Annotated in this window: 24 protein-coding genes; 12 read left to right on the top strand and 12 right to left on the bottom strand. The window is 71.7% G+C overall.

Annotated features, from left to right (window positions below; genetic code table 11):
• Positions 1–106 precede the first annotated feature (106 nt).
• The 3 genes from J7I94_RS28635 (at position 107) to J7I94_RS28625 (ending at position 1,916) form a co-directional block, all read left to right on the top strand.
• The gene (locus J7I94_RS28635; protein ID WP_215171578.1) at positions 107–697 is read left to right on the top strand and encodes a 50S ribosomal protein L25/general stress protein Ctc; all 591 of its coding nucleotides are present in this window, start codon (positions 107–109) and stop codon (positions 695–697) included.
• Between the two features lie 104 nt (positions 698–801).
• Positions 802–1,404, top strand: a complete 603-nt coding sequence (gene pth, locus J7I94_RS28630; protein ID WP_215171576.1) for an aminoacyl-tRNA hydrolase — start codon at positions 802–804, stop codon at positions 1,402–1,404.
• 41 nt (positions 1,405–1,445) lie between these two features.
• The gene (locus tag J7I94_RS28625) at positions 1,446–1,916 is read left to right on the top strand and encodes a hypothetical protein (protein WP_215171574.1); all 471 of its coding nucleotides are present in this window, start codon (positions 1,446–1,448) and stop codon (positions 1,914–1,916) included.
• Positions 1,917–1,967: 51 nt separating this feature from the next.
• On the opposite strand, the gene ppc is transcribed toward J7I94_RS28625, so the two are convergent.
• On the bottom strand, positions 1,968–4,706 hold the full coding sequence (gene ppc, locus J7I94_RS28620) for a phosphoenolpyruvate carboxylase (RefSeq protein ID WP_215171572.1): 2,739 nt from the start codon (positions 4,704–4,706) through the stop codon (positions 1,968–1,970).
• Between the two features lie 293 nt (positions 4,707–4,999).
• Between ppc and J7I94_RS28615 the strand changes: the two genes are divergently transcribed.
• Genes J7I94_RS28615 through J7I94_RS28605 form a run of 3 tightly spaced genes read left to right on the top strand, consistent with a single transcriptional unit; the run spans position 5,000 to position 7,901 of the window.
• Positions 5,000–6,037, top strand: coding sequence for an acyl-CoA desaturase (locus J7I94_RS28615; RefSeq protein ID WP_215171570.1), 1,038 nt, complete (start codon positions 5,000–5,002; stop codon positions 6,035–6,037).
• The gene (locus J7I94_RS28610) at positions 6,034–6,711 is read left to right on the top strand and encodes a TetR/AcrR family transcriptional regulator (protein ID WP_215171568.1); all 678 of its coding nucleotides are present in this window, start codon (positions 6,034–6,036) and stop codon (positions 6,709–6,711) included. The genes J7I94_RS28615 and J7I94_RS28610 overlap by 4 nt, the downstream gene beginning before the upstream one ends.
• A gap of 14 nt (positions 6,712–6,725) precedes the next feature.
• On the top strand, positions 6,726–7,901 hold the full coding sequence (locus J7I94_RS28605) for a CaiB/BaiF CoA-transferase family protein (protein ID WP_215171565.1): 1,176 nt from the start codon (positions 6,726–6,728) through the stop codon (positions 7,899–7,901).
• 13 nt (positions 7,902–7,914) lie between these two features.
• Here J7I94_RS28605 and J7I94_RS28600 read toward each other — a convergent pair whose 3' ends face one another.
• On the bottom strand, positions 7,915–8,730 hold the full coding sequence (locus tag J7I94_RS28600) for a trans-aconitate 2-methyltransferase (protein WP_215171564.1): 816 nt from the start codon (positions 8,728–8,730) through the stop codon (positions 7,915–7,917).
• 137 nt (positions 8,731–8,867) lie between these two features.
• Here J7I94_RS28600 and tamR point away from each other — a divergent pair, with 137 nt between their 5' ends.
• Complete coding sequence (gene tamR, locus J7I94_RS28595) at positions 8,868–9,365, top strand: MarR family transcriptional regulator TamR (protein ID WP_215171562.1); 498 nt, start codon at positions 8,868–8,870, stop codon at positions 9,363–9,365.
• Between the two features lie 15 nt (positions 9,366–9,380).
• Here the strand turns inward: tamR and J7I94_RS28590 are convergent, their stop codons facing one another.
• Positions 9,381–10,151, bottom strand: coding sequence for a response regulator transcription factor (locus J7I94_RS28590; protein WP_215171560.1), 771 nt, complete (start codon positions 10,149–10,151; stop codon positions 9,381–9,383).
• 355 nt (positions 10,152–10,506) lie between these two features.
• Between J7I94_RS28590 and J7I94_RS28585 the strand changes: the two genes are divergently transcribed.
• Positions 10,507–10,962, top strand: coding sequence for an N-acetyltransferase (locus tag J7I94_RS28585; RefSeq protein WP_215171558.1), 456 nt, complete (start codon positions 10,507–10,509; stop codon positions 10,960–10,962).
• Positions 10,963–10,975: 13 nt separating this feature from the next.
• Here the strand turns inward: J7I94_RS28585 and galK are convergent, their stop codons facing one another.
• Genes galK through galT form a run of 3 tightly spaced genes read right to left on the bottom strand, consistent with a single transcriptional unit; the run spans position 10,976 to position 14,188 of the window.
• Positions 10,976–12,139, bottom strand: a complete 1,164-nt coding sequence (gene galK / locus J7I94_RS28580; protein ID WP_215171556.1) for a galactokinase — start codon at positions 12,137–12,139, stop codon at positions 10,976–10,978.
• A 28-nt stretch (positions 12,140–12,167) separates the two neighbouring features.
• Positions 12,168–13,130, bottom strand: a complete 963-nt coding sequence (galE, locus tag J7I94_RS28575) for a UDP-glucose 4-epimerase GalE (protein ID WP_215171554.1) — start codon at positions 13,128–13,130, stop codon at positions 12,168–12,170.
• A complete protein-coding gene (galT, locus tag J7I94_RS28570; protein WP_215171552.1) occupies positions 13,127–14,188 on the bottom strand; it encodes a galactose-1-phosphate uridylyltransferase in 1,062 nt (353 codons plus the stop codon). Before galT ends, galE begins: the two co-directional genes overlap by 4 nt.
• A 183-nt stretch (positions 14,189–14,371) precedes the next feature.
• Here galT and J7I94_RS28565 point away from each other — a divergent pair, with 183 nt between their 5' ends.
• From J7I94_RS28565 to J7I94_RS28555, 3 genes are all read left to right on the top strand, one after another.
• The gene (locus tag J7I94_RS28565) at positions 14,372–16,051 is read left to right on the top strand and encodes a sodium:solute symporter family protein (RefSeq protein WP_215171550.1); all 1,680 of its coding nucleotides are present in this window, start codon (positions 14,372–14,374) and stop codon (positions 16,049–16,051) included.
• Positions 16,052–16,072: 21 nt separating this feature from the next.
• Positions 16,073–16,372 carry a hypothetical protein gene (locus tag J7I94_RS28560; RefSeq protein WP_215171548.1) on the top strand — a complete coding sequence of 100 codons (300 nt, stop codon included), beginning with the start codon at positions 16,073–16,075 and terminating at the stop codon, positions 16,370–16,372.
• A 185-nt stretch (positions 16,373–16,557) separates the two neighbouring features.
• Complete coding sequence (locus J7I94_RS28555) at positions 16,558–17,376, top strand: isocitrate lyase/phosphoenolpyruvate mutase family protein (protein WP_215171546.1); 819 nt, start codon at positions 16,558–16,560, stop codon at positions 17,374–17,376.
• A gap of 254 nt (positions 17,377–17,630) precedes the next feature.
• On the opposite strand, the gene J7I94_RS28550 is transcribed toward J7I94_RS28555, so the two are convergent.
• Positions 17,631–18,305, bottom strand: coding sequence for a LuxR C-terminal-related transcriptional regulator (locus tag J7I94_RS28550; protein WP_215171544.1), 675 nt, complete (start codon positions 18,303–18,305; stop codon positions 17,631–17,633).
• 142 nt (positions 18,306–18,447) lie between these two features.
• Positions 18,448–20,253, bottom strand: coding sequence for an ABC-F family ATP-binding cassette domain-containing protein (locus J7I94_RS28545; protein WP_215171542.1), 1,806 nt, complete (start codon positions 20,251–20,253; stop codon positions 18,448–18,450).
• 143 nt (positions 20,254–20,396) lie between these two features.
• Here J7I94_RS28545 and J7I94_RS28540 point away from each other — a divergent pair, with 143 nt between their 5' ends.
• Positions 20,397–21,008 carry a Uma2 family endonuclease gene (locus J7I94_RS28540; protein WP_251075887.1) on the top strand — a complete coding sequence of 204 codons (612 nt, stop codon included), beginning with the start codon at positions 20,397–20,399 and terminating at the stop codon, positions 21,006–21,008.
• A gap of 4 nt (positions 21,009–21,012) precedes the next feature.
• On the opposite strand, the gene J7I94_RS28535 is transcribed toward J7I94_RS28540, so the two are convergent.
• From J7I94_RS28535 to J7I94_RS28520, 4 genes are read right to left on the bottom strand one after another with little or no spacing between them, the layout of a single operon-like run.
• Positions 21,013–21,906, bottom strand: a complete 894-nt coding sequence (locus J7I94_RS28535) for a 4-(cytidine 5'-diphospho)-2-C-methyl-D-erythritol kinase (RefSeq protein WP_215171540.1) — start codon at positions 21,904–21,906, stop codon at positions 21,013–21,015.
• Between the two features lie 17 nt (positions 21,907–21,923).
• Positions 21,924–22,787: a 16S rRNA (adenine(1518)-N(6)/adenine(1519)-N(6))-dimethyltransferase RsmA gene (gene rsmA, locus J7I94_RS28530; protein ID WP_215171538.1), complete on the bottom strand. Its 864-nt coding sequence runs from the start codon at positions 22,785–22,787 to the stop codon at positions 21,924–21,926.
• Between the two features lie 20 nt (positions 22,788–22,807).
• The gene (locus J7I94_RS28525; RefSeq protein WP_215171537.1) at positions 22,808–23,722 is read right to left on the bottom strand and encodes a TatD family hydrolase; all 915 of its coding nucleotides are present in this window, start codon (positions 23,720–23,722) and stop codon (positions 22,808–22,810) included.
• Between the two features lie 22 nt (positions 23,723–23,744).
• The gene (locus J7I94_RS28520) at positions 23,745–24,122 is read right to left on the bottom strand and encodes a hypothetical protein (protein WP_215171535.1); all 378 of its coding nucleotides are present in this window, start codon (positions 24,120–24,122) and stop codon (positions 23,745–23,747) included.
• Positions 24,123–24,344: the final 222 nt, after the last annotated feature.

Genomic DNA, 24,344 nt, shown 5'->3' with positions numbered 1-24,344 from the left:
CCTGTTCGTGCAGGTTTGCGGCGGTCCGTTATCGACGCGCTCTTCGTAGCAGGCCGTTCGTGGCCGGGTGACCACGTCCGTTCTGTACTTATTACGAGGAGTGACTATGTCCGAGGTGAAGATCTCCGCCGAGACGCGCAGCGAGTTCGGCAAGGGTGCCGCGCGCCGTATCCGTCGTGAGGACAAGGTTCCGGGTGTGCTGTACGGGCACGGTTCGGACCCGCTGCACCTGACGCTGCCGGGTCACGAGCTGCTGCTGGCGCTGCGTACGCCGAACGTGCTGATCGCGCTGGACATCGACGGCAAGACGAACGAGCTGGCGATCCCGAAGTCGGTGCAGCGTGACCCGATCAAGGGTTTCCTGGAGCACGTCGACCTGCAGCTGGTGCAGCGTGGTGAGACGGTCAGCGTCGAGATCTACGTGCAGACCGAGGGTGAGCTGGCGCCGGGCGGCAACCTGCTGGAGCACGTGCTGAACGCGCTGCCGGTCGAGGCCGAGGCCACGCACATCCCCGAGTCGGTCACCGTTTCGGTGCAGGGCCTGGAGGCCGGTGCGTCGATCCTGGCGAAGGACATCCCGCTGCCGGCCGGTACCAAGCTGGGTGTCGACGGTGACACGGTGGTCCTGCAGGTCCTGGCCGCGCAGGCCGAGGAGTCCGAGGGTGAGGGCGCCGAGGGCGAGGGCGCGGAGGCCTGAGCCCCGCGGTCTTCGTGACCTGTGCGGTCTCGTAGGCGTCGTTTCGTCAGCCGCTGTTCCCCTGTTTTCCTGGGGGGCAGCGGCTGGCGCGTATCAAGGGAGACATGGACGTGACGACCGATTCCGGTGCGCCCTGGCTGATCGCGGGGCTGGGCAATCCCGGTCCGGAGTACGCGGGGAACCGGCACAACGTCGGTTTCATGGTGGCCGATCTGCTGGCGGAGCGGATGGGCGGGCGGTTCAAGCGGCACGGCAAGGCGCAGGCGCAGGTCGTGGAGGGCCGGGTCGGGCCGCCGGGGCCGGGGTCGCGGCGGGTGGTGCTGGCGAAGCCGATGTCGTACATGAACCTGTCGGGTGGTCCGGTGACGGCGCTGCGGGACTTCTACAAGGTGCCGGCCGACCGGGTGGTGGCGGTCCACGACGAGCTGGACATCGACTTCGGGGTGCTGCGGCTGAAGCTGGGCGGCGGGGACAACGGGCACAACGGTCTGAAGTCGATGACGAAGGCGATGGGGCCGGACTACCACCGGGTGCGGTGCGGGATCGGGCGGCCGCCGGGGCGGATGCAGGTGGCGGACTTCGTGCTGAGGGACTTCTCGTCGGTGGAGCGCAAGGAGCTGGACTGGTTCGTGGACCGGGCGGCGGACGCGGTGGAGTGTCTGGTGTCGGAGGGTCTGGAGCGGGCCCAGTCGGCGTACAACTCCTGAGAACTTGACCGTGTGTGCGGGCATGGCCAAGGATCGCGGCCATGCCTTCTGCGGTGGTCTCTTTCGGGCGGGTCGCGGCGATGGGCACGGTCACCGTGCTGATCCTCGTCGCCGGGGTGTGGGCGTCGTGGGGCACCGCGCAGTACGTGATGCTGACCAAGGGCCGGGAGCGCGGCACGGTCGAGGTGACGGGGTGCGCCGACGGGGTGTGCGGGGGTCCGTACACGCCGGTGTCGGTGGGGTCGGTGGCCCGGGACCGGGTGGTGCTGGAGGATTCGCCGGCCGTGGCGAAGGGGGAGACGTACGCGGTCGTGCTGAAGCCGGGGGCCGCCGACGAGCACGTGGCGGTGCGGTCGGGGCCGGGCGGGGTGCTGTACGCGTGGGTGCCGATGGGCGGCGCGCTGCTCCTGGCGTCGGTGGTGGTGGCGGGCGGGCTGCGGCGGACGCGGGCGGGGTGGGTGCTGGCGGGGTCGGGTGTGGTGTTGCTGACGGCGGCGTTCGTGGCGGTATGACGATGCCCCCGCGCCGGGCGTGCGGCGCGGGGGCATGCGTGCGTACGGGGGTCAGCCGGTGTTGCGCAGGCCGGCGGCGACTCCGTTGACGGTGAGCAGCAGGGCTCGGGCGAGCAGCGGGTCGGGGTCGGTGCCGCCGGCGGCGGCGTCGCGGTGGCGCTTGAGCAGGGCGACCTGGAGGTAGGAGATCGGGTCGAGGTAGGCGTCGCGGATGCTGAAGGTCTGCTTGAGGACGGGCTGGGCGTCGAGGAGTTCGGTCTCGCCGGTGACCTTGAGGACTTCGGCGACGGTGAGGTCGTGTTCGGCCTTGATGACGTCGAAGACGTGCTTCAGTTCGTCGGGGACGAGGGTGTCGACGTAGTGCTGGGCGATGCGCAGGTCGGTCTTGGCGAGGGTCATCTCGACGTTGGAGATGAAGTTCTGGAAGAAGTGCCACTGCTGGTGCATCTCGTCCAGGACGGTGTCGAGGCCGGCCTCGCGCAGGGCCTTCAGTCCGGAGCCGACGCCGAACCAGCCGGGGACGATCTGCCGGGACTGGGTCCAGCCGAACACCCAGGGGATGGCGCGCAGTCCGTCGAGCGAGACGCCCGAGCCGGGGCGGCGGGAGGGCCGGGAGCCCAGGTGCAGGTCGGCGAGCTGGTCGACGGGCGTGGAGGCGAGGAAGTAGGACGGCAGGTCCGGGTCCTCGACCAGCCGCCGGTAGGCGGTGTGGGCGGCGTCGGAGACGACGTCCATGGCGGCGTCCCAGCGGGCGAGGGCCTCGTCGGACTGGCGGGGGGCGGTGTGCAGGGCGGATGCCTGGAGGGTGGCGGCGACCGTCAGTTCCAGGTTCTCCCTCGCGAGGGACGGTACGAGGTACTTGTCGGAGATCACCTCGCCCTGCTCCGTCACCTTGATCTCACCCTCCAGGGTGCCCCAGGGCTGGGCGAGGATGGCGTCGTGGGAGGGGCCGCCGCCGCGCCCGACGGTGCCGCCGCGGCCGTGGAACAACCGCAGCCGCACCCCGTAGCGGTGGGCGACGTCGCGCAGTCGCCGCTGGGCGCGGTGGATCTCCCACTGCGACGTGGTGATGCCGCCGAACTTCGACGAGTCCGAGTAGCCGAGCATGACTTCCTGCACGTCGCCGCGCAGGGCGACCAGGCGCCGGTAGGAGGGGTCGGAGAGCAGGTCCTCCAGGATGGTGTCGGCGGCCTTCAGCTCGTCCGTGGTCTCCAGGAGCGGCACGATGCCGATCTTGGCCCAGCCGGCGTGCAGGTCGATGAGGCCGGCCTCGCGGGCGAGGACGGCGGCGGCGAAGACGTCGTCGGCGCCCTGGCACATGGAGATGATGTAGGACTCGATGACCTCGGGGCCGAAGACCTCCAGGGCGCGCTTGACGGTCTGGAAGACGCCGAGGGTCTTCTCGCCGGCGGCGTCGACGGGGGCCGGGGTGGGGGCGAGCGGCCTGCGGCTGCGCAGTTCCTTGGCGAGGAGCTTGGTGCGGTACTCGCGGGGCATGTCGGCGTAGCGCCAGGATTCCTCGCCGAGCCGGTCGAAGAGCTGGCCGAGGGCGTGGTGGTGGGCGTCGGCGTGTTCGCGGACGTCCATGGTGGCGAGCTGGAGGCCGAAGGCGGCCAGCGTGCGGATGGTGCGGGCGAGGCGGCCGTCGGCGAAGAGGCCGCCGCGGTGCTCGCGCAGGGAGGTCTGGAGCAGGCGCAGGTCGTCGAGGAGTTCGGCGGTGCCGAGGTAGTCGTGGCCCGGCTTGTGCGGGGTGTTGGTGGCCAGCCGGGTCTTGGTGTTCTCCAGCTTCTGCCGGATGGCGGTGGCCTTGAGCCGGTAGGGCTCCTCGGCGTTGAGGCGCTTGTAGCGGGGGCTGATCTCGGGGAGGCGGTCGAGGTCGGCGGTGAGGGAGTCCAGGAGTTCCTGGGTGGCGCCGGTGTAGCGGATGGAGTTGGAGAGGAAGCCGCGCAGCTCGTCGATCATCTCCAGGGCGTCGTTGATGCCGTGTTCGTGCTGGAGGATGAGGACGTCCCAGGTGACCTGGGGGGTGACGTTGGGGTTGCCGTCGCGGTCGCCGCCGATCCAGGTGCCGAAGGTGAGGGGGCGGGTGTCGTCGGGGAGCTTGACGCCGACCCGCTCCAGCTCGGCGGTCAGGTCCTCCAGGACGTCGCCGACGGCGCCCGCGTGCAGCTCGTCCAGGTAGTAGATGGCGTTGCGGGCCTCGTCGGCCGGTTCGGGGCGGACGACGCGCAGTTCGTCGGTCTGCCAGACGAGGTCGATGTTCTCGGCGAGGCGGGTGTCCAGGCGGCGCCGGTCGGACTCGATGACGGGGGTGTCGAGGAGGGCGGCGATGCGGCGGAGCTTGTTGAGGACGGAGCGGCGGGCGGCCTCGGTGGGGTGCGCGGTGAAGACGGGGCGCACGTTGAGGTTGGCGACCGTGTCCCGCAGGTGGTCGGGGTCGGCGTCCTTCAGCCGGTCGGCGGTACGGGCGAGGAGGCCGCCTTCGGCGGCGCGCTTGGCGCGCAGTTCGCGGCCGCGGTGGACCTGCTCGGTGACGTTGGCGAGGTGGAAGTAGGTGGAGAAGGCGCGGACCAGCTTGGCCGCGGTCTGCAGTTCGGTGCCGCGCAGCAGCTCCGCGGCGGCCTCGCCGTCCTCTCGGGTGAGTCGGCGGACCTTTTCGACGAGCTCCAGCAGCTCGGGGCCCTCCTGGCGGACGAGGGTCTCGCCCAGGAGATCGCCCAGCCGGCGGATGTCGGCGCGCAGTTCGCTGCTGGTGGTCGCCGTGGTGGTCTGGTCGTCGGCACTGCTCACAGGTGCGGCTCCTTGCAGTGTTGAAGCTCGTCTGGGAGGGAACCCGGACGGCGTCTCCGCGCGGCGGGTGCCGCTTACGGGGCCGGACGTCCGGGAAAGAGTCAGAGCGGACCGCGCTGTCCGACCGACTCCCAGGATAGGTGTCCACCGGGACGCGCAGGCTCTGGGGCTCTTGCCGAGCGGTTACGCACTGCCATACTTACGTTGCCGTAGGTTACGGAACCGTAGGGACGACCGCAGGTCTCCGCGGCCCGGCATCCTGACCTCTACCCTCGACCCCCCAGGGGACGCGCATGACCACGAGTTCCGATGCGATCCCGGACTCTCCGAAGGTGCCCGACGAATCTTCCGCCGCTTCTGCCGCCTCCGCCGCCGCCTCCGCCTCCGCGACGCTGGGCGGTGAGCAGAAGCGTTCGATCGAGCAGATCACCCTGCTGCTCTTCATCACGGTCCCGTTCCTGGCGCTGGTGGCGGCGGTGCCGCTGGCCTGGGGGTGGGGTGTGAGCTGGCTGGACCTCGGTCTCCTCGTCTTCTTCTACTTCCTCGGGTGCCACGGCATCACCATCGGTTTCCACCGTCACTTCACCCACGGGTCCTTCAAGGCGAAGCGGCCCTTGAAGATCGCGCTGGCGATCGCGGGGTCGATGGCGGTGGAGGGGCCGCTGGTCCGCTGGGTCGCCGATCACCGCAAGCACCACAAGTTCTCCGACGCCGAGGGCGATCCGCATTCGCCGTGGCGGTACGGGGAGACGGTGCCGGCCCTGATCAAGGGCCTGTGGTGGGCCCACATCGCCTGGATGTTCGACGAGGAGCAGACCCCGCAGGACAAGTACGCTCCGGATCTGATCAAGGACGGTACGCTGCGCGCGATCTCCCGCCAGTTCGTGCTGTGGACCGCGGCCTCGCTGCTGCTTCCGGCGCTGATCGGCGGTCTGGTGACGATGTCCTGGTGGGGCGCGTTCACCGCGTTCTTCTGGGGTTCACTCGTCCGGGTGGCGCTGCTGCACCACGTCACCTGGTCGATCAACTCGATCTGTCACGCGGTCGGCAAGCGCCCGTTCAAGTCGCGGGACCGCTCCGGCAACGTGTGGTGGCTGGCGATCCTGTCCTGCGGCGAGTCCTGGCACAACCTGCACCACGCCGACCCGACCTCCGCGCGGCACGGTGTGGAGCGCGGGCAGATCGACTCCTCGGCGCGGTTCATCCGCTTCTTCGAGCTGCTCGGCTGGGCCTATGACGTGCGCTGGCCGTCACGCTCGCGTATCGATTCGCGCCGTACCACGGCCGAAGACCGTTCCCGCCGCCGGAAGGAGACGGTCGAGGCGGCATGATGGAAGCCGTGGCGACCGACTCCAGCAGCACCCCAGGCATTGAGAAGCCGCGGCGCGTGCGCCGCACCCGGATGACCGGCGCCGAGCGCCGCCAACAGCTGCTGGAGATCGGCCGCACCCTCTTCGCCGCCAAGGGTTTCGAGGGCACGTCGGTGGAGGAGATCGCCGCGAAGGCGGGGGTGTCCAAGCCGGTGGTGTACGAGCACTTCGGCGGCAAGGAGGGGCTCTACGCGGTGGTGGTGGACCGCGAGATGCGGCGGCTGCTCGACATGGTGACGTCGTCCCTGACCGCCGGGCACCCCCGGGAACTGTGCGAGCAGGCGGCGTTCGCCCTCCTCGACTACATCGAGGAGTACACGGACGGTTTCCGCATCCTGGTCCGTGACTCCCCCATCCCCCAGTCCACGGGTTCCTTCGCCTCCCTGATCTCGGACATCGCCACCCAGGTGGAGGACATCCTGGGCCGCGAGTTCAAGAACCGCGGCTTCGACTCGAAGCTGGCCCCGCTGTACGCGCAGGCGCTGGTCGGGATGGTCGCGCTGACCGGGCAGTGGTGGCTGGACGTGCGCAAGCCGAAGAAGGCGGAGGTCGCCGCGCACCTGGTCAATCTGGCCTGGCACGGGCTGGACGGGCTGGAGCAGAAGCCGCGGCTGATCGGCCACCGCAAGAGCTGACCCCCGGGGGCCTGATGCAGCCGCTGCGCGGAGTCACCGTCGTCGCCCTCGAACAGGCGGTCGCCGCTCCCTACGCCAGCCGTCAGCTCGCCGATCTCGGCGCGCGTGTGATCAAGGTGGAGCGGCCGGGGTCGGGTGACTTCGCCCGGGCCTACGACGGCCGGGTGCGCGGGTTGAGTTCGCACTTCGTGTGGGCCAACCGCAACAAGGAGTCGGTGACCCTCGACTTCAAGGACCCGCGCGGCCTGGACGTGCTGCGGCGGCTGATCGCCGGCGCGGACGTCTTCCTGCAGAACCTGGCGCCGGGGGCCGCCGCGCGGGCCGGGCTCGGCGCGGCGGAGCTGCGGGCCCGCCACCCCCGCCTGATCGTCTGCGACATCTCGGGGTACGGCTCCTCGGGCCCCTACGCGGACCGCAAGGCGTACGACCTGCTGGTGCAGTGCGAGGCCGGGCTGCTGTCGGTGACCGGTACGCCGGACGCCATGGCCAAGGCGGGGATCGCGGTGTCGGACATCGCGGCCGGGACGCACGCGTACGGCTCGGTCCTGGCGGCGCTGCTGGAGCGCGTACGGACCGGGGAGGGCACGCACCTGGACGTGTCGATGCTGGAGGCGACCGTCGACTGGATGGGCTTCCCCCTCTACTACGCCTTCGACGGCGCCCCGCCGCCGCCCCGGGCGGGGGCCGCGCACCCGACGATCTGTCCGTACGGCCCGTTCGCGGCGGGGGACGGCAAGGTCGTGCTGATGGCGGTCCAGAACGACCGCGAGTGGCGCGGCTTCTGTACGGGCTTCCTGGGCCGCCCGGACCTGGCCGACGACCCGCGCTACGCCACCAACGCGGACCGGGACGCGCGCCGGGAGGAGCTGGGCCGGCTGATCGCGGCCCGGTTCGGGGAGCTGACCGGCGCGGAGGCCGTCGAGCTGCTCGGTGCCGTGCCGGTGGCCAACGCGCGGGTGAACACCCTGGCCGAGGTGTGGGACCACCCCCAGTTGGCGGCCCGGGGCCGCTGGCACGCGCTGCCGACCCCGGCCGGCCCGGTCCCGGCCCTGGCACCGCCCGGCCCCGCCGCCGGTGCGCCCCGGATGGAGGCGGTACCGGCGCTGGGCGAGCACACCCGGGCCGTCCTCATGGAGCTGGGCCTGACGGCGGGGGAGGTCGAGGGTCTGGTGGCGGACGGGGTGGTGTGAGCGGGGGCGGGCGTCAGGCCGTCTTCCGGGCCACCGCGAACACCCGCCGGAACGGGAACGGCGTGCCCCGCGCCCCCTGCGGATAGGCGGCGCGCAGGGCGGTGCGGTACTCGGCGACGAACGCGTCCCGGGCCTCGGGGTCGTCGTCGAGGGCGTCGAGCACCGGACGCAGCGCGGTGCCGCGGACCCAGTCCAGCACGGGGTCCTCGCCGGTCAGCAGGTGGACGTAGGTCGTCTCCCACACGTCGGCGGCGCAGCCGAGGGCGGTGAGGGCGGCGAGGTACTCCTCGGGGGTGTGGACGGCGTCGCCGTGGCGCAGGGTGCCGGCGAGGCGGGTGCGCCAGCGCGGGGCGGCGGCGAGTTCGCGCAGCAGGCGGTGGCTGGGGGCGTCGAAGTTGCCGGGGACCTGGAAGGCGAGGGTGCCGCCGGGGGCGAGGGCGGCGATCCAGTCGGGGAAGCGCTCGCGGTGGCCGGGGACCCACTGGAGGGTGGCGTTGCTGATGATCAGGTCGTGCGGTGCGGCGGGGGTCCAGGTACGGGCGTCGGCGGGGGCGAAGCCGAGGTGTCCGCCGCCGGGGGTGGGGCCGGCGTGCTCGCGGGCCCGTTCCAGCATGTCGGGCGAGCTGTCGTAGCCGGTGACGCGGGCGGTGGGCCAGCGTTCGGTGAGCAGCACGGTGGCGTTGCCGGGGCCGCAGCCGAGGTCGGCGATGCGGGCGGGGGTGCGGGGCGGGTCGGGGACGTGGGCGAGGAGGTCGGTGAAGGGGCGGGCGCGGTGGCCGGCGTGGCGCAGGTACTGGGCAGGGTCCCAGGTGGGGGCGGTGGCGGGCATGGGGGGCCTCCCGGAGCAGGACTGCCGGTGGACGGGTCGCGGTGAACGGGTTTCCAGCCTCGACCGACATCTGTCTTCACGTCAAGATAGTCAACATCAAGAGACTTCACATCGACACAACCACTACACTGATCGTCATGGAGGACGAGGTCGATCGACTGGTCGCAGCGTGGCGCCGGGAGCGCCCGGACCTCGACGTGGAACCGCTTGAGGTGCTCAGCCGGGTGAGCAGGCTGGCCCGGCACCTGGACCGCGCGCGCCGCCTGGCCTTCTCCGAGCACCAGCTGGAGCCCTGGGAGTTCGACGTGCTCACGGCGCTGCGCCGCGCGGGCACCCCCTACCAGCTCTCCCCCGGACAGCTCCTCACCCAGACCCTGGTCACCTCGGGCACGATGACCAACCGTATCGACCGGCTGGCGAAGAAGGGCCTGGTGGAGCGGCTGCCCGATCCGAGCGACCGGCGTGGTGTGCTGGTCCGGCTCACGGACGAGGGCCGGGACCGCGCCGACCAGGCCCTGGCCGGGCTGCTGGCCCAGGAGCGGGCCATCCTCGCGGAGCTGACCGGCGCCCAGCGCGCGGAGCTGGCGGGGCTGCTGCGCCGGCTCACCGCGCCGTTCGACAACATCCCGGGCTGAACCGGAGGGAGCGGCTCAGGCGCTGTGCGTCTCCTCCGCCCCGACCCGCCCGCCGGGTCCCAGGTCGACCGGGCCGACACCGGCCCGCCGGGCCAGCGCGACGGCCGCCAGCGTGGAGTGCACGCCGAGTTTGCCGAGGACGTTCTGCATGTGCGTGCGCACGGTGTGCGGGGACAGGAACAGCCGTTCCGCGACGGCCTTGCGGCCCAGTCCGGCGACCATGCACCGCAGTACTTCCCGTTCCCTCGGCGTCAGCGACTCCACCAGCCGCTCGCTCTCGGTGCGGTGCTTGCGGGCGGCGGTCAGTTCGCGCAGTACGCCGGTGAGCAGGGCGGGCGGCAGATGCGTCTCGTCGCGCAGCACGCCGCGGATGACGGTGAGCAGCCGCGACAGCGAGCAGTCCTTCGCGACCCAGCCGGACGCCCCGGCCTGGAGGGCGAGCGCCGCGCGCCGCGGATCGTCCTTCTCGGCGAGCACGACGGTCCGTACGCCGGGCTGCGCCGACCGCACCCCCGTGACCAGGGAGATCCCGTCGACGAGACGGTCCTCGTCGGTGTCGGGCACGGGCACGGCGGGCCGCGCCCCGGGCCTGCCGCCGAGGTCGGCGTCGACGAGCAGCACGTCGAACCGCCGTCCCTCGGACGCCGCCCGCTCCAGGCAGCGCATCGCGGCCGGGCCGCTGCCCGCCGCGGACACGTCGACGTCCGGCTCGGCGGCCAGGGCCGCGGCGAGCGACTCGGCGAAGATGCGATGGTCGTCGACGACCAGGACTCGGATGCGAACCACGTGACCCCCTTCCCCGCGCTCCTCACGGAGCGGGGGATTCCCAGTCTCAAAGGACGACATCAGCGCGGGTACGACACCCGGAGCGCTCGTGCTCCCGTATCCGCCTGTGCCGGTTGACGCCGCTGTGCCGCCGACGCGGCTGTGCCGGTCGGCGCGGCGTCCGGCACCACGGCCCGGGACCGGCCGCCATCGCCGCGCGGCCGCCGCCGCACTCAGATCGCTACCCCGCCCCGGACGCCGTACCCGACTGTCTCGCCCCCTGATCGGCACCGGCCCCCACCGGTGCTGTTCATCAGGGTACGGGCGAGGGGCGGGAGCGGAAGGTTATTTGCAGAACTGGCGGTCCGGCACGTTTATGGTGAGCCGCATGTTTCGTCTTGAGACAGAAGTCGACAAGGCACGACGCGACATCCTGCACACTCGTCTGAAGGAGACGAACACGGCGGCCTCGCCCGTCCTGCGCGCGTTGCGCGCGACCCCTCACGATCGCGAAGTCCCGCTGCACGTCTGGATCATGGACGGGCACGATCGGGTGGCCGGCGGTCTGGTCGGCCACACCTGGGCGACCTGGCTGCACGTGACGTACCTGTGGGTGGACGGCCGCCACCGCGGTGCCGGACTGGGCTCCCGTCTCCTCGCCGAGGCGGAGCGGACCGCGGTGCGCGAACGGGCCTGCCGGGCGGCCCGGGTGGAGACCTGGGACTTCCAGGCCCCGGAGTTCTACCGCCGCCGGGGCTACGACGTGATGTGCGTGATCCCCGACTACCCGCCGGGGATCACGGAGTACACCTTGGTCAAACAGTTGGCCTGAAACGGGCCGCGGACTACACCAGCCGGCGCGCCCCCGCCGACGGCACCGCCTCGAACGTCCGCGGCGCGGTGAACCCGGCCGCCGCGAACGCGGCCTGGACCGCCTTGCCGACGGCCTCCACGTCGGCCGCCTCCACCAGCACGATCGCCGAGCCGCCGAACCCGCCGCCCGTCATCCGCGCCCCGAGGGCGCCGGTCTCCAGGGCGGTGTCGACGACGAGGTCCAGCTCCGGGCAGGAGATCCGGAAGTCGTCCCGCAGCGAGGCGTGCCCCTCGACCAGCACCGGCCCGATGGCCCGCGGGTCACCCGACTCCAGCAGGGACACGACCCGCTCGACCCGCTCGTCCTCGGTGACCACGTGCCGGACCAGCCGCCGCACCTCCTCCTCGTCCCCGAGCCGCTCCAGGGCGGCGTCCAGTTCCTCGTAGGGGATGTCCCGCAGGGCGTCGACGCCCAGCAGCGCGGCGCCCTTCTCGCAGCCGGCGCGGCGCTTGCCGTACTCGCCCTCGCTGTGGGAGTGCTTGACCTGCGTGTCGACGACGAGGAGCCGCAGCCCCTCGGCCGCCAGGTCGAACGGGATCTGCCGCTGGGACAGGTCCCGGGTGTCCAGGAACAGCGCGTGCCCGGCCTCGCAACAGGCCGACGCCGTCTGGTCCATGATGCCGACCGGGGCGCCGACGTACACGTTCTCCGCCCGCTGGCACAGCCGGGCCAGCTGCCAGCCGCGCAGCCCCAGCCCGAGCAGGTCGTTCAGCGCCAGCGCGACCACGACCTCCAGCGCCGCCGAGGACGACAGCCCCGCGCCCGCCGGAACCGTCGACGCCAGATGGACGTCGGCGCCGGTGATCTCGTGCCCGGCCTCGCGCAGCGCCCACACCACACCCGACGGGTACGCCGTCCATTTCCGGTCGCTCTCCGGCGCCAGGTCGGCCACCCGCAGCTCGACGACGCCGCCCTCGACGTCCGCCGAGTGCAGCCGCAGTACGCCGTCGGTGCGCGGCGAGACGGCCGCCACCGCCGTGTGCGGCAGCGCGAACGGCATCACGAAGCCGTCGTTGTAGTCGGTGTGCTCACCGATGAGGTTGACGCGCCCGGGGGCCGCCCACACCCCCTCCGGCTCGCTCCCGTACAGCCGCGTGAACCGCTCGGCGACCTCGGCCGCCGTGTCGACGCTCATCCCCTGAATCCCTGACCTTTCCTGCGTTTCAGTTGGCGCGCTGCTGCGCGAACTCCCAGGCGTCCGCGACGATCCCCGCGAGGTCGGCGCGCGACGGCTGCCAGCCCAGCTTCTCGCGCGCGGCGGCGGCCGAGGCGACCAGGACCGCCGGGTCACCGCCGCGCCGCGGTGCGACGACCTCGGGGATCGGATGCCCCGTCACCCGGCGCACGGTCTCGATGACCTCGCGGACCGAGAAGCCGTTCCCGTTGCCGAGGTTGCAGATCAGGTGCTCGCCGGCGGTCGCCGCGTCCAGCGCCAGCAGGTGCGCCTCGGCGAGGTCGGCGACGTGGATGTAGTCGCGTACGCAGGTGCCGTCCGGCGTCGGGTAGTCGTCGCCGAAGACGGAGATGGCGTCCCGCCGCCCCTGCGCCACCTGGAGCACCAGCGGGATCAGGTGCGACTCGGGGTCGTGCCGCTCGCCGTACTGCCCGTACGCCCCCGCGACGTTGAAGTACCGCAGCGACACGGCCCCCAGCCCGTGGGCGGCGGCCTCCCCGCTGATCATGTGGTCGACGGCGAGCTTGGAGGCGCCGTAGGGGTTGGTGGGTGCGGTCGGCGCGGTCTCGACGATCGGCACCTGCTCCGGCTCGCCGTAGGTGGCGGCCGTGGAGGAGAAGACGAGCCGCCGCACGCCCGCCTCGCGCATGGCGCCGAGCAGGGCCATGGTCCCGCCGACGTTGTTGTCCCAGTACTTCTCGGGCTTGACGACCGACTCGCCGACCTGCGAGAAGGCGGCGAAGTGCAGCACCCCGTCGAACGATCCGTCCAGCCACTTCCCGGCGTCGCGGATGTCCCCTTCCACGAACGCGGCCCCGGCCGGCACGCCCTCCCGGAAGCCGGTCGAGAGGTTGTCGAGGACGACGACCTCGTGCCCGGCCTCCACCAGATGCTGGGCGACGACGCTGCCGACATACCCCGCGCCACCCGTGACCAGGTACTTCCCGCTCATGAACTCGCTACCTCTCGCAGTCGCTCGGCCGCGCGCTCCGGCGGCACGTCGTTGATGAAGACGTTCATGCCGGACTCGGAGCCCGCGAGGAACTTCAGCTTGCCGGACGTACGGCGGATGGTGAAAAGCTCCAGGTGCAGCGCGAAGTCGTCGCGTGTGACGCCCTCGAACTCCTCCAGCTGCCCGAACGGCGCCTGGTGCCAGGCCGCGATGTAGGGCGTCGGAGGCTCACCCTCCCCGAAGATCCGGTCGAACCGCCGCAACAGTTCCAGATAGACCTGGGGGAACTCTGTGCGCGCCGCCTCGTCGAGACCCAGCAGGTCAGGAACCCGCCGCTTCGGGTAGAGGTGCACCTCGTAGGGCCAGTGGGCGGCGTACGGCACGAAGGCGACCCAGTGCTCGCCCTCCAGGACGACCCGCTCGCCGCTCAGCTCGTCCTCGACCACGGTGTCGAAGAGGTTCTCCCCGCCGGTCGCCTCCTTGTGGGCCGCGAGGGACCGGAGCATCAGGGCGGTGCGGGGGGTGGTGAAGGGGTAGGCGTAGATCTGCCCGTGGGGGTGACCCAGCGTCACACCGATCTCGGCGCCGCGGTTCTCGAAGCAGAAGACCTGTTCGACGGAGGGCAGATGGGACAGCTCGGAGGTGCGGTCCGTCCAGGCGTCCAGCACGAGCCGCGCCTGCTCCTCGTTCAGATCGGCGAAGGAGGAGTCGTGGTCGGAGGTGAAGCAGACGACCTCGCACCGCCCGGAGTCGCCGGCCAGCGAGGGGAAGCGGTTCTCGAAGACCACCACGTCGTACGACGAGTCGGGGATCTCGCTCAGCCGCTCGCCCCGCGTCGGGCACAGGGGGCACTGGTCGGCCGGCGGGTGGTAGGTCCGTCCCTGGCGGTGCGACGCGATCGCGACCGCGTCGCCGAGCAGCACGTCGCGGCGGATCTCGGACGAGGTCACGGTCGGATCCAGCGGGCGGCGGTCCACCGCGTCGCGTACGACGTCGTCGCGCGAGTCGTAGTAGATCAGCTCGCGCCCGTCGGCCAGCCGGGTCGAGGTCTTCTTCACTGCCGGACTCCTCACGCCACTACCCGCACCCAAGCACTCAACACAATCCAACATAACACTTCACAACCCACCACCCCCGCCGATCATCACAATCAATCAAAGAACATCATCGAAAGTGTTCATTTTCTGAAGGCGGAGGGTTAGGTTCCGCTCGGATCAGTTCACGCAACGAAGCGAGTACGCATGCAAACCCCCACATACCTGGCGGCGGAGCTCCGGCTCCCCACCAACTGGCTCGACTACACGATCCTCGCCATCTACTTCGTGGTCGTCCTGGGCATCGGCCTCGCCGCCCGCCGCTCGGTCAGAACCAGCCTCGACTTCTTCCTTTCCGGCCGGTCCCTGCCCGCCTGGGTCACCGGACTCGCCTTCGTCGCGGCCAACCTGGGCGCCACCGAGATCCTCGGCATGGCCGCCAACAGTGCCCAGTACGGCGTCTACACGACCCACTGGTACTGGATCGGCGCGATCCCGGCGATGGTCTTCCTGGGCCTGGTGATGATGCCGTTCTACTACGGCAGCAAGGTCCGCTCGGTCCCGGAGTTCCTGCTCCTGCGCTTCGACCGGTCGGCGCACCTGCTCAGCTCGATCCTGTTCGCGATTGCCGCGATCCTGATCGCGGGCGTCAATCTCTACGCGCTGGCGATCGTCGTCGAGGCCCTCCTCGGCTGGCCCCTGTGGGTCTCCATCGTCGTGGCCGGCGTCTTCGTGCTCGCCTACATCACCCTGGGCGGCCTCTCCTCCGCGATCTACAACGAGGTCCTCCAGTTCTTCGTGATCCTGGCGGCCCTGATCCCGATCACCATCCTCGGCCTGAAGAAGGTCGGCGGCTGGGACGGCCTGACCGACAACCTCTCCGCGCAGCACGGCGGCGACTTCATGACGTCCTGGGGCGGCACGGGCATCGGCAGCGACAACCCGCTCGGCGCGAACTGGCTGACCATCGTCCTCGGCCTCGGCTTCGTCCTCGGCTTCGGCTACTGGACCACCAACTTCGCCGAGGTGCAGCGCGCCCTGTCCGCGAAGAACCTCTCCGCCGCCAAGCGCACCCCGCTCATCGCGGCGTTCCCGAAGATCTTCATCGTCTTCCTGGTGATGATCCCCGGCCTGGTCGCCGCCGCCCTGGTCCCCAAGATCGGCACGCCCGGCTCCGACCTCCAGTACAACGACGCGATCCCGTACCTGATGGAGCAGTTCCTGCCCAACGGCGTGCTCGGCATCGCGGTCACCGGTCTGCTGGCGGCGTTCATGGCCGGCATGGCGGCCAACGTCTCGTCCTTCAACACGGTGTTCACCACCGACATCTGGGCGAAGTACGTCAAGAAGGACCAGCCCGACGAGTACTACCTGAAGTTCGGCCGCGTCATCACGGTGATCGGCGTACTGGCCTCGATCGGTACGGCCTTCCTCGCCCAGTCCTTCTCCAACATCATGGCGTACCTCCAGACGCTGTTCTCCTTCTTCAACGTGCCGATGTTCGTCGTCTTCATCATCGGCATGTTCTGGAAGCGGGCGTCGGTCAAGTCCGGCTTCTGGGGCCTGCTGGCGGGCACGGTCGCGGCGATGGTCAACTACTTCTGGATCTACAAGCAGGGCGTCATCGACATCCCCTCCGACCAGGGCGCCAACTTCGTCTCCGCGATCGTCGGCTTCGTCGCCGGCGCGGTGGTCATGGTCGCCGTGTCCCTCTTCACGGCCCCGAAGCCGGCCGCCGAACTCCAGGGCCTGGTCTACGGCACGCGTTCCCCCGGCATGTCCGAGGCGCCCGGCGAGGGCGACGACGCGTGGTACCGCAAGCCGGCGCTGCTGGGCTGGGGCGCGGTCGTGCTGGCGGCCGCCTGCTACATCCCGTTCTCGTTCTGATCGCGGAAGGATTGAGAGAGCATGTCTGAGTTCCACGAGAAGAACGTCCAGGAGGAGGTCTCCGAACTGGAGACCAAGTCGGCGACGGCGGCCCGGCTGTTCGACATCCGCCGCATCATCGGCGGCCTCTTCGCCCTCTACGGCGTCATCGTCACGATCGCCGGCCTCACCGCGTCCGACGCCGACATCGACAAGGCGGAGGGCGTCAACATCAACCTGTGGACCGGGCTCGGGATGCTGGTCCTGGGGCTGTTCTTCCTGGCCTGGCTGAAGCTGCGGCCCACGGTGCCGCCCACTCCGCCGGCGAACGGTGCGGAGTAGACACCGTGCGCTGTGACTGACGTGGGGTGAGCGGGCGCGACGGGGTGCCGTCGCGCCCGCTCACCCCGGACCGTGGATGACGCCCCCTTCGGGGGCTGACGTCGGAGCCGCCCCCGGTTCCGAGGCCGACCTATGCGTCGGATTCTCGCCAGAAGACGGGCGCAGACCGGTGTTTGACTGCGTCCATGACCACGACGCAGCCGGACCCCGCCCGTCTCTTCCGCTCCCTGCACACCCCGACGGCACCCCTCGCGCTCGCCAACGCCTGGGACGTGGCGAGCGCCCGCGTCATCGAGGCCGCGGGCGCCCCCGCGATCGCGACCACCAGTGCCGGTGTCGCCTGGTCGCTGGGGTCCCCGGACGGTGACGTCCTGGCCCGCGACCGGGCGCTGAAGCTGATCGCCCGGATCGTCGCCGCCGTCGCGGTACCGGTCACCGCCGACATCGAGGGCGGGTACGGGAAGGACGCCGCCGAGGTCGCCGAGACCGTCGCCGGTGTGCTCGCGGCCGGCGCCGTCGGCGTCAACATCGAGGACGGCACCCGGCCCCCGGCAGAGCTGGCGGCGAGGCTGGCCACGGCCCGGCAGTGTGCCGACCGGGCGGGCGCGGACCTGTTCCTCAACGCCCGTATCGACACCTTCCTGTTCGGGCTCGGCGACCCGGACACCCGGTTGCGGGACACCCTGACCCGGGCGCGTTCGTACGTCGACGCGGGCGCGGACGGCGTCTTCGTCCCCGGCGTCACCGACACCGCCACCATCGCCGCGCTGGCCAGGGACATCTCCGTACCGCTGAACGTCATGGCCGGCCCCGGCGCCCCGACGGTCGCCCAGCTCGGTGCCCTCGGCGTGGCCCGCGTCAGCCTCGGCTCGGGCGTGGCGCAGGCCGCCTACGCTGCGGCCCGCCGCGCCGCACAGGACCTCTTCGGCACCGGCGGCTACGACTCCCTCGCCGAAGGCATCGCTTATCCGGAACTCGACGCGCTGCTCTCCGGGCCCCACTGACCGGCCCGCCCCCTGTCCGACACTTCTACGGCCGTCGGACGCACCCGCAGCTCACGTACGGCGCGCAGGGGACGGGGTGGGGGGTGTCCGCCCACAGCGGTTGGCGCGTCAGCACGCTTCACCCCCGTCAGTGACCGATTCCGCGCCGTTCCGAGGACGGACACCCCCCACCCCGGCCCCGACCCACCCGCACACGACTGGGCGCTACACGCACCCCCACCCAACCCGCACAGGCCGCCGCAGGCGTCCGCCGCTCAACCGCCGGAGGCCCCCGCCCGGTCCAGCAGCCCCGTCCGGGCCGCCAGCGCAGCCGCCTCCAGTCGGGACCCGACCCCCAGTTTCATCAGCACCCGCTGGACATGGGTCCGCGCGGTGGACGGCGCGATCCCCATCCCCGCCGCGATCAGCCGCGTGTCCTCGCCGTCGGCGACCCGCACCAGGACCTCCAGCTCCCGGGGCGTCAGCAGCTGCAGCAGCCGCTGGCCCTCGTCGTCGGGCTGCGCGGCGGGGTTGAGCAGTTCGGCGAACGCGCCCTGCAGCAACGCGGGGGCCACCGCCGCCTCCCCCGCCCGGGCCTTCATGATCGCCCGCTCGACGCCCTCTATCCGCTCGTCGTGCCGGACGTACCCGGACGCCCCCGACGCGAACGCCGCCGCGATCCCGCGCGGGCTCGGCACCGGACCCAGCACCAGCACCGCCACCTGCGGCCGGTCCCGCTTGATCCGCACCACCGGATCGAAGATGCCCGGTTCGGCCGGCGTCGCCGTCCCCATCAGGCACACCTCCGGCGCCCGGCTGATCACCAGCTCCGCCGCCCCCGCGGCCGGAGCCGCCGCGGCCAGCACCCGGTGCCCCCGCAGCTTCAACGCCGAGGCCAACGCCTCGGCGAGCAATCGGTGGTCGTCGACCACCATCAGCCGCACTCCCACTGCAACCCCCCAGTCCCGCCCCACAGTCCCCCGGCACAGTCCCCCGACCTGCCCCCGGAAGCTACACGCTTGTTCGACGCCGCGCTCCCCCTACCGGCGAGAACTGCCCCGGATCACCGAAATTCCTCGCAATACGACCGAGTCAGGCGTCCTCCGCCAGTTCCAGCCAGCGCAGCTCCAACTCGTCACGCTGACCGGACAGTTCCCGCAGTTCGGCGTCCAGCTCGGCGACCTTCGCGAAGTCCGTGGCGTTCTCGGCGATCCGCGCGTGCAGCTTGCTCTCCTTCTCGGAGATCTTGTCCAACTGCCGCTCGATCTTCTGCAGTTCCTTCTTCGCGGCCCGCTGGTCGGCCGCGCTCCGCTCGGCGGCGGCCTTCTCCACCACCGGCGCGGGCGCCGACGCCGAGGCCTCCTCCATCCGCTGCCGCCGCTCCAGGTACTCGTCGATGCCGCGCGGCAGCATCCGCAGCGCGCCGTCGCCGAGCAGCGCGAACACCCAGTCCGTGGTCCGCTCCACGAAGAACCGGTCGTGGGAGATGACGATCATCGACCCGGGCCAGCCGTCGAGCAGATCCTCCAGCTGGGTCAGCGTCTCGATGTCGAGGTCGTTCGTGGGCTCGTCCAGGAAGAGGACGTTCGGCTCGTCCATCAGCAGCCGCAGGATCTGCAGCCGGCGCCGCTCACCGCCCGACAGATCCCCGACCGGCGTCCACTGCTTCTCCTTGCCGAAGCCGAACGTCTCGCACAGCTGCCCGGCGGTCATCTCGCGCCCCTTGCCCAGGTCGACGCGCTCCCGCACCTGCTGCACGGCCTCCAGCACCCGCCAGTCCGGGTCCAGCTCGGCGACCTCCTGCGACAGGTAGGCCAGCTTGACCGTCCGGCCGACCTTGATCTGCCCGCCCGCCGGCTGCCGCTCCCCCTCACTGGTGGCGGCCTCCGCGAGCGCCCGCAGCAGCGACGTCTTGCCCGCGCCGTTGACGCCGACCAGACCGATCCGGTCCCCCGGCCCGAGCTGCCAGGTCAGGTGCTTCAGCAGCACCTTCGGCCCGGCCTGGACCGTCACGTCCTCCAGGTCGAAGACCGTCTTCCCCAGCCGCGACGACGCGAACTTCATCAGCTCGCTGCTGTCCCGCGGCGGCGGCACGTCCGCGATCAGCTCGTTCGCCGCCTCCACCCGGAACCGCGGCTTCGACGTCCGCGCGGGCGCCCCGCGCCGCAGCCACGCCAGCTCCTTGCGGACCAGGTTCTGCCGCTTGGCCTCCTCGGTCGCGGCGATGCGCTCCCGTTCCGCGCGGGCGAAGACGTAGTCCGAGTAGCCGCCCTCGTACTCGTAGACGTCACCGCGCTGCACGTCCCACATGCGGGTGCAGACCTGGTCGAGGAACCAGCGGTCGTGGGTGACGCAGACCAGCGCGGAGCGCCGTGCGCTCAGGTGCCGGGCGAGCCAGGAGATGCCCTCGACGTCGAGGTGGTTGGTGGGCTCGTCCAGGACGATCAGGTCCTGCTCGTCGATGAGCAGCTTGGCCAGCGCGATCCGCCGCCGCTCCCCGCCCGACAGCGGCCCGATGACGGTGTCCAGCCCCTGCGGGAACCCCGGCAGGTCCAGCCCCCCGAACAGTCCCGTCAGCACGTCCCGGATCTTGGCGTTGCCCGCCCACTCGTGGTCGGCGAGGTCACCGATGACCTCGTGCCGCACCGTGGCGGCGGGGTCGAGGGAGTCGTGCTGGGTCAGCACCCCGAGCCGCAGCCCGCCGGAGTGGGTGACCCGGCCGGTGTCGGCCTCCTCCAGCTTGGCGAGCATCCGGATCAGCGTGGTCTTGCCGTCACCGTTGCGGCCCACGACGCCGATGCGGTCCCCCTCGGAGACACCGAGGGACACCCCGTCCAGCAGCGCACGGGTGCCGTACACCTTGCTGACGTTCTCGACATTGACCAGGTTGACGGCCATTTCTCTCCTGACTGGGGGACGATCAGCTTTCAAGCGTAGGCCCTTCGGGAGGCGGGGTGACACGGACAAAGGTCGTCACTCTTTGTAGTGACGCATGTCAGATCGTCCCGCTACCGTGGAGGGCAGGCAGCAGGATCCCGTCCATGGGAGGAACCATGACCGCCGAGTCCGTGAAGCACCGCAGCACCCAGCGCTGGCCGGTGCCGCCGCAGGACGGATACACCGTGGACGACCTGTCCACGCTGCCGGATCTCCCGCCGCACACCGAGCTGATCGACGGGAGCTTGATTTTCGTGAGTCCGCAGCGGGATTTCCACAGCATCGTCATCGACCTGTTGGTGAACGGCCTGCGCGGCACGGCGCCGGCCGAACTGAGGATCCGACGGGAGATGACCATCGTCCTCGACCAGCGCAACGGCCCCGAACCCGATGTGAGCGTCATCCGCGCGGAGGCGGTCACCGGTCCGGCCCGGACCAGCTACCAGGCCGAGGACGTCCTGCTCGCCGTCGAAGTCGTCTCCCCCGACTCCGAGTCCCGCGACCGCACCACCAAGCCCCACAAGTACGCCGCCGCCGGCATCCCGAACTTCTGGCGGGTGGAGCAGGGTGGCACGGAGGGCAAGCCCGTCGTCCACGTCTATGAACTCGACCCGATGACCAACGCGTACGTCCACATGGGCATGCACCGCGATCGCATCAAGGTGGACAAGCCCTACCCCATCGACGTCGACCTGACCACCATCGACCAGCTCTGAAGACTCACACCACCACCGCCCCCACCGCCGGCGCCTCCGCCACCCGCACCGCCCCACACGTGCCGGAGGCCCGCAGCACCCCGGCGATGACCGTCGCCGCGTCCGCGTCCCCCGCCAGGAACGCCGTGGTCGGGCCCGAGCCCGAGACGATCGCCGCCAGCGCCCCCGCCGCGCGCCCCGCGGCCAGCGTGTCCGCCAGTTCCGGGAACAGCGACAGCGCGGCCGGCTGGAGGTCGTTGGAGACGGCCACCGCCAGCGCACCGGGGTCGCCGCCCGCGAGGGCGTCGAGCACCGCCTGCGAGGCCACCGGGTCGGGGACGTCCGCCCCCTCGCCCAGCCGGTCGAACTCCCGGAACACCGCCGGCGTCGACAGCCCCCGTTCCGCCATCGCGAACACCCAGTGGAAGGTGCCCCCCACCTTCAGCTCGGTCAGCTTCTCGCCCCGCCCGGTGCCCAGCGCCGCCCCGCCGACCAGGCTGAACGGCACGTCGCTGCCCAGCTCGGCGCAGATGTCCAGCAACTCGTCACGGGACGCGCCCGTCCCCCACAGCGCGTCGCAGGCGACCAGCGCCGCCGCGCCGTCCGCGCTGCCGCCCGCCATGCCGCCGGCGACGGGGATGTCCTTGTCGATGTGGAGGTGCACGTCGGGGGCGCGGCCGTAGCGCTCGGCGAGGGCGAGCGCGGCGCGGGCGGCGAGGTTGGTGCGGTCCAGGGGCACCTGGTCCGCGCCCGGCCCCTCGCAGGTGACGCGCAGCGTGTCGGCGGGGGCCGCCGTGACCTCGTCGTACAGGCCGACGGCGAGGAAGACGTTGGCCAGGTCGTGGAAGCCGTCGGGGCGGACCGGGCCCACCGCGAGCTGGACGTTGACCTTGGCGGGGACCCGTACGGTTACGCTCACGTGCTCGCTGCCTTCCGTCACTGCTTGTGTTCGGCGATCCGCGCGAACTCTTCCACGGTCAGGGACTCCCCACGCGCCTGCGGCGACACACCCGCGGCGACCAGTGCCGCCTCGGCCGCCGCCGCCGACCCGGCCCACCCGGACAGGGCGGCCCGCAGGGTCTTGCGGCGCTGGGCGAAGGCGGCGTCGACGACGGCGAACACCTCGGCCCGCGACGCGGTCGTGCCCAGCGGCTCCGCGCGCCGTACCAGGGACACCAGTCCGCTGTCGACGTTGGGCGCCGGCCAGAAGACGTTCCGCCCGATGGACCCGGCCCGCTTGACCTCGGCGTACCAGTTGGCCTTCACGGACGGCACGCCGTACACCTTGGAGCCCGGCCCGGCGGCCAGCCGGTCGGCGACCTCCGCCTGGACCATGACGAGGGTGCGCTGCACGCTCGGGAAGGTCTCCAGCATGTGCAGGAGGACGGGGACGGCCACGTTGTACGGCAGGTTGGCGACGAGCGCGGTCGGGGCGGGGCCCGGCAGTTCGGTGACCCGCATGGCGTCGGAGTGGACCAGCGCGAACCGGTCGGCGCGGTCGGGCATCCGGGCCGCGACCGTGGCGGGCAGCGCCGCGGCCAGTACGTCGTCGATCTCCACGGCGGTGACCCGGTCGGCCACCTCCAGCAGGGCCAGGGTGAGCGAGCCGAGACCCGGGCCCACCTCGACCACCACGTCGTCGGGGCGGACCTCGGCGGTGCGCACGATACGGCGGACCGTGTTGGCGTCGATGACGAAGTTCTGGCCGCGCTGCTTGGTGGGGCGGACGCCGAGGACGGCCGCCAGTTCACGGACGTCGGCGGGGCCCAGGAGGGCGTCGGGCGGGGTGGGGCTGCTCACCCCGCAAGAGTAGCCGGGGATCAGTAGCCGAAGGCCCGCGCCGTGTTCGCCGCCAGCGCGCCCGCCAGCGCGTCCTCGCCGATGCCCCGTACGGCGGCCATCGCGCGCACGGTGACCGGGATCAGGTAGGGCGCGTTGGGCCGCCCCCGGTAGGGCACCGGGGTCAGGAAGGGCGCGTCGGTCTCCACCAGGACCAGGTCCAGCGGGGCGACGGCGAGGGCGTCGCGCAGGTTCTGGGCGTTCTTGAAGGTGACGTTGCCGGCGAAGGACATGAAGTAGCCGGCCGCGGCGCAGACCTCGGCCATCTCGGCGTCGCCGGAGTAGCAGTGGAAGACGGTCCGCTCGGGGGCGCCCTCCTCCTTGAGCACGCGCAGGACGTCGGCGTGGGCGTCGCGGTCGTGGATGACCAGCGCCTTGCCGTGCCGCTTGGCGATCTCGATGTGGGCGCGGAAGGAGCGCTCCTGCGCCTCCTTGCCCTCCTCGCCGGTGCGGAAGTAGTCCAGTCCCGTCTCCCCGACGGCCTTGACCTGCTCCAGCGCGGCCAGCCGGTCGATCTCCGCGAGCGCGTCGTCGAGGGCGGCGTCCCCGCCGGGCACCCGCGCCCCCTGCCGGGACCAGCCTCCCCCAGCCCCAGGGGGCTGGGAGGTGCCCCCAGGATCGCCGTGGACGATGCGCGGAGCCTCGTTGGGGTGCAGGGCGACGGCGGCGTGGACGTTCTCGTACGCCGCCGCCGTCTCGGCCGCCCAGCGGGAGCCGGCGAGGTCGCAGCCGACCTGGACGACCGTGGTCACGCCCACGGACGCGGCCTTCGCGAGGCCCTCCTCGACCGTGCCGGACTGCATGTCGAGGTGGGTGTGCGAGTCGGCGACCGGCACCCGCAGGGGCTCGGGCGGCGGGGGCGCCGCGTTCTTGTCGGCCGGGGCGTTGGAAGGCATGCCCCGATCCTACAAACGCCGGTCAGCCCGCCTTGCGGTGCAGGTGCAGGGCGTGCAGCAGGTCGGCGACGTGCCAGTGCCGCCGCTCGTCCACGCCGCCCGCCACCGGTGCCTCGACCGGCCCGGCCTGCCGGGGCACGGCGGCGTACGGCCCGTGCGCCGCGGCCTTCCGCGCCGAGGCGACCCGCCCCGGCCGCATGATCCGTACGACGTGCCCGTCGCAGTTGTGGCAGGTGGGCCGGGAGAGCGGGGAGGGCACGATCCGCCCGTCGGCCAGGTACACCACGGACGTCCGGCCCTGGGCGTCCGTGTGGTGCTCTATCTCGTAGGACTGCTCCCAGCCGCTGCCGCAGCGCATGCAGGCGAAGGAGTACGACTCGTGCACCGTGGTCTCGCTCATACCGACTCCCTAGGTCCGCGAAGGTGGGGCGTGGACGCGTCCCGTTCCTCCAGTGGATGCCCGGATCGGCCCGGAATCCCCAGGGATGTCAAGTGTTGGCGGCGATTTGGCAGACCTTTGCCGAACGGCCGTCCGGAGCGGCGCGGGGCTTTGCCTTGCCGACCGCCCGTTTACCGGGCCATGGGACGCCCGCCCCCCGCACGCCCCCGCCGCACACCCGGA

Source organism: Streptomyces sp. ISL-12 (assembly GCF_018614415.1).
GTDB lineage: Bacteria > Actinomycetota > Actinomycetes > Streptomycetales > Streptomycetaceae > Streptomyces.
Note: the sequence above shows the minus strand (reverse complement) of the source record. Positions and strands in the feature narration are given on the sequence as shown.

Excerpts from the sequence above, each read along its gene's own strand:
- J7I94_RS28635 (WP_215171578.1), top strand. The coding sequence starts at position 107 with ATGTCCGAGGTGAAGATCTCCGCCGAGACGCGCAGCGAGTTCGGCAAG.
- pth (WP_215171576.1), top strand. The coding sequence starts at position 802 with ATGGACGTGACGACCGATTCCGGTGCGCCCTGGCTGATCGCGGGGCTG.
- J7I94_RS28625 (WP_215171574.1), top strand. The coding sequence starts at position 1,446 with ATGCCTTCTGCGGTGGTCTCTTTCGGGCGGGTCGCGGCGATGGGCACG.
- J7I94_RS28615 (WP_215171570.1), top strand. The coding sequence starts at position 5,000 with ATGACCACGAGTTCCGATGCGATCCCGGACTCTCCGAAGGTGCCCGAC.
- J7I94_RS28610 (WP_215171568.1), top strand. The coding sequence starts at position 6,034 with ATGATGGAAGCCGTGGCGACCGACTCCAGCAGCACCCCAGGCATTGAG.
- J7I94_RS28605 (WP_215171565.1), top strand. The coding sequence starts at position 6,726 with ATGCAGCCGCTGCGCGGAGTCACCGTCGTCGCCCTCGAACAGGCGGTC.
- J7I94_RS28600 (WP_215171564.1), bottom strand. The coding sequence starts at position 8,730 with ATGCCCGCCACCGCCCCCACCTGGGACCCTGCCCAGTACCTGCGCCAC.
- tamR (WP_215171562.1), top strand. The coding sequence starts at position 8,868 with ATGGAGGACGAGGTCGATCGACTGGTCGCAGCGTGGCGCCGGGAGCGC.
- J7I94_RS28585 (WP_215171558.1), top strand. The coding sequence starts at position 10,507 with ATGGTGAGCCGCATGTTTCGTCTTGAGACAGAAGTCGACAAGGCACGA.
- galK (WP_215171556.1), bottom strand. The coding sequence starts at position 12,139 with ATGAGCGTCGACACGGCGGCCGAGGTCGCCGAGCGGTTCACGCGGCTG.
- galE (WP_215171554.1), bottom strand. The coding sequence starts at position 13,130 with ATGAGCGGGAAGTACCTGGTCACGGGTGGCGCGGGGTATGTCGGCAGC.
- J7I94_RS28565 (WP_215171550.1), top strand. The coding sequence starts at position 14,372 with ATGCAAACCCCCACATACCTGGCGGCGGAGCTCCGGCTCCCCACCAAC.
- J7I94_RS28560 (WP_215171548.1), top strand. The coding sequence starts at position 16,073 with ATGTCTGAGTTCCACGAGAAGAACGTCCAGGAGGAGGTCTCCGAACTG.
- J7I94_RS28555 (WP_215171546.1), top strand. The coding sequence starts at position 16,558 with ATGACCACGACGCAGCCGGACCCCGCCCGTCTCTTCCGCTCCCTGCAC.
- J7I94_RS28545 (WP_215171542.1), bottom strand. The coding sequence starts at position 20,253 with ATGGCCGTCAACCTGGTCAATGTCGAGAACGTCAGCAAGGTGTACGGC.
- J7I94_RS28540 (WP_251075887.1), top strand. The coding sequence starts at position 20,397 with ATGGGAGGAACCATGACCGCCGAGTCCGTGAAGCACCGCAGCACCCAG.
- J7I94_RS28525 (WP_215171537.1), bottom strand. The coding sequence starts at position 23,722 with ATGCCTTCCAACGCCCCGGCCGACAAGAACGCGGCGCCCCCGCCGCCC.
- J7I94_RS28520 (WP_215171535.1), bottom strand. The coding sequence starts at position 24,122 with ATGAGCGAGACCACGGTGCACGAGTCGTACTCCTTCGCCTGCATGCGC.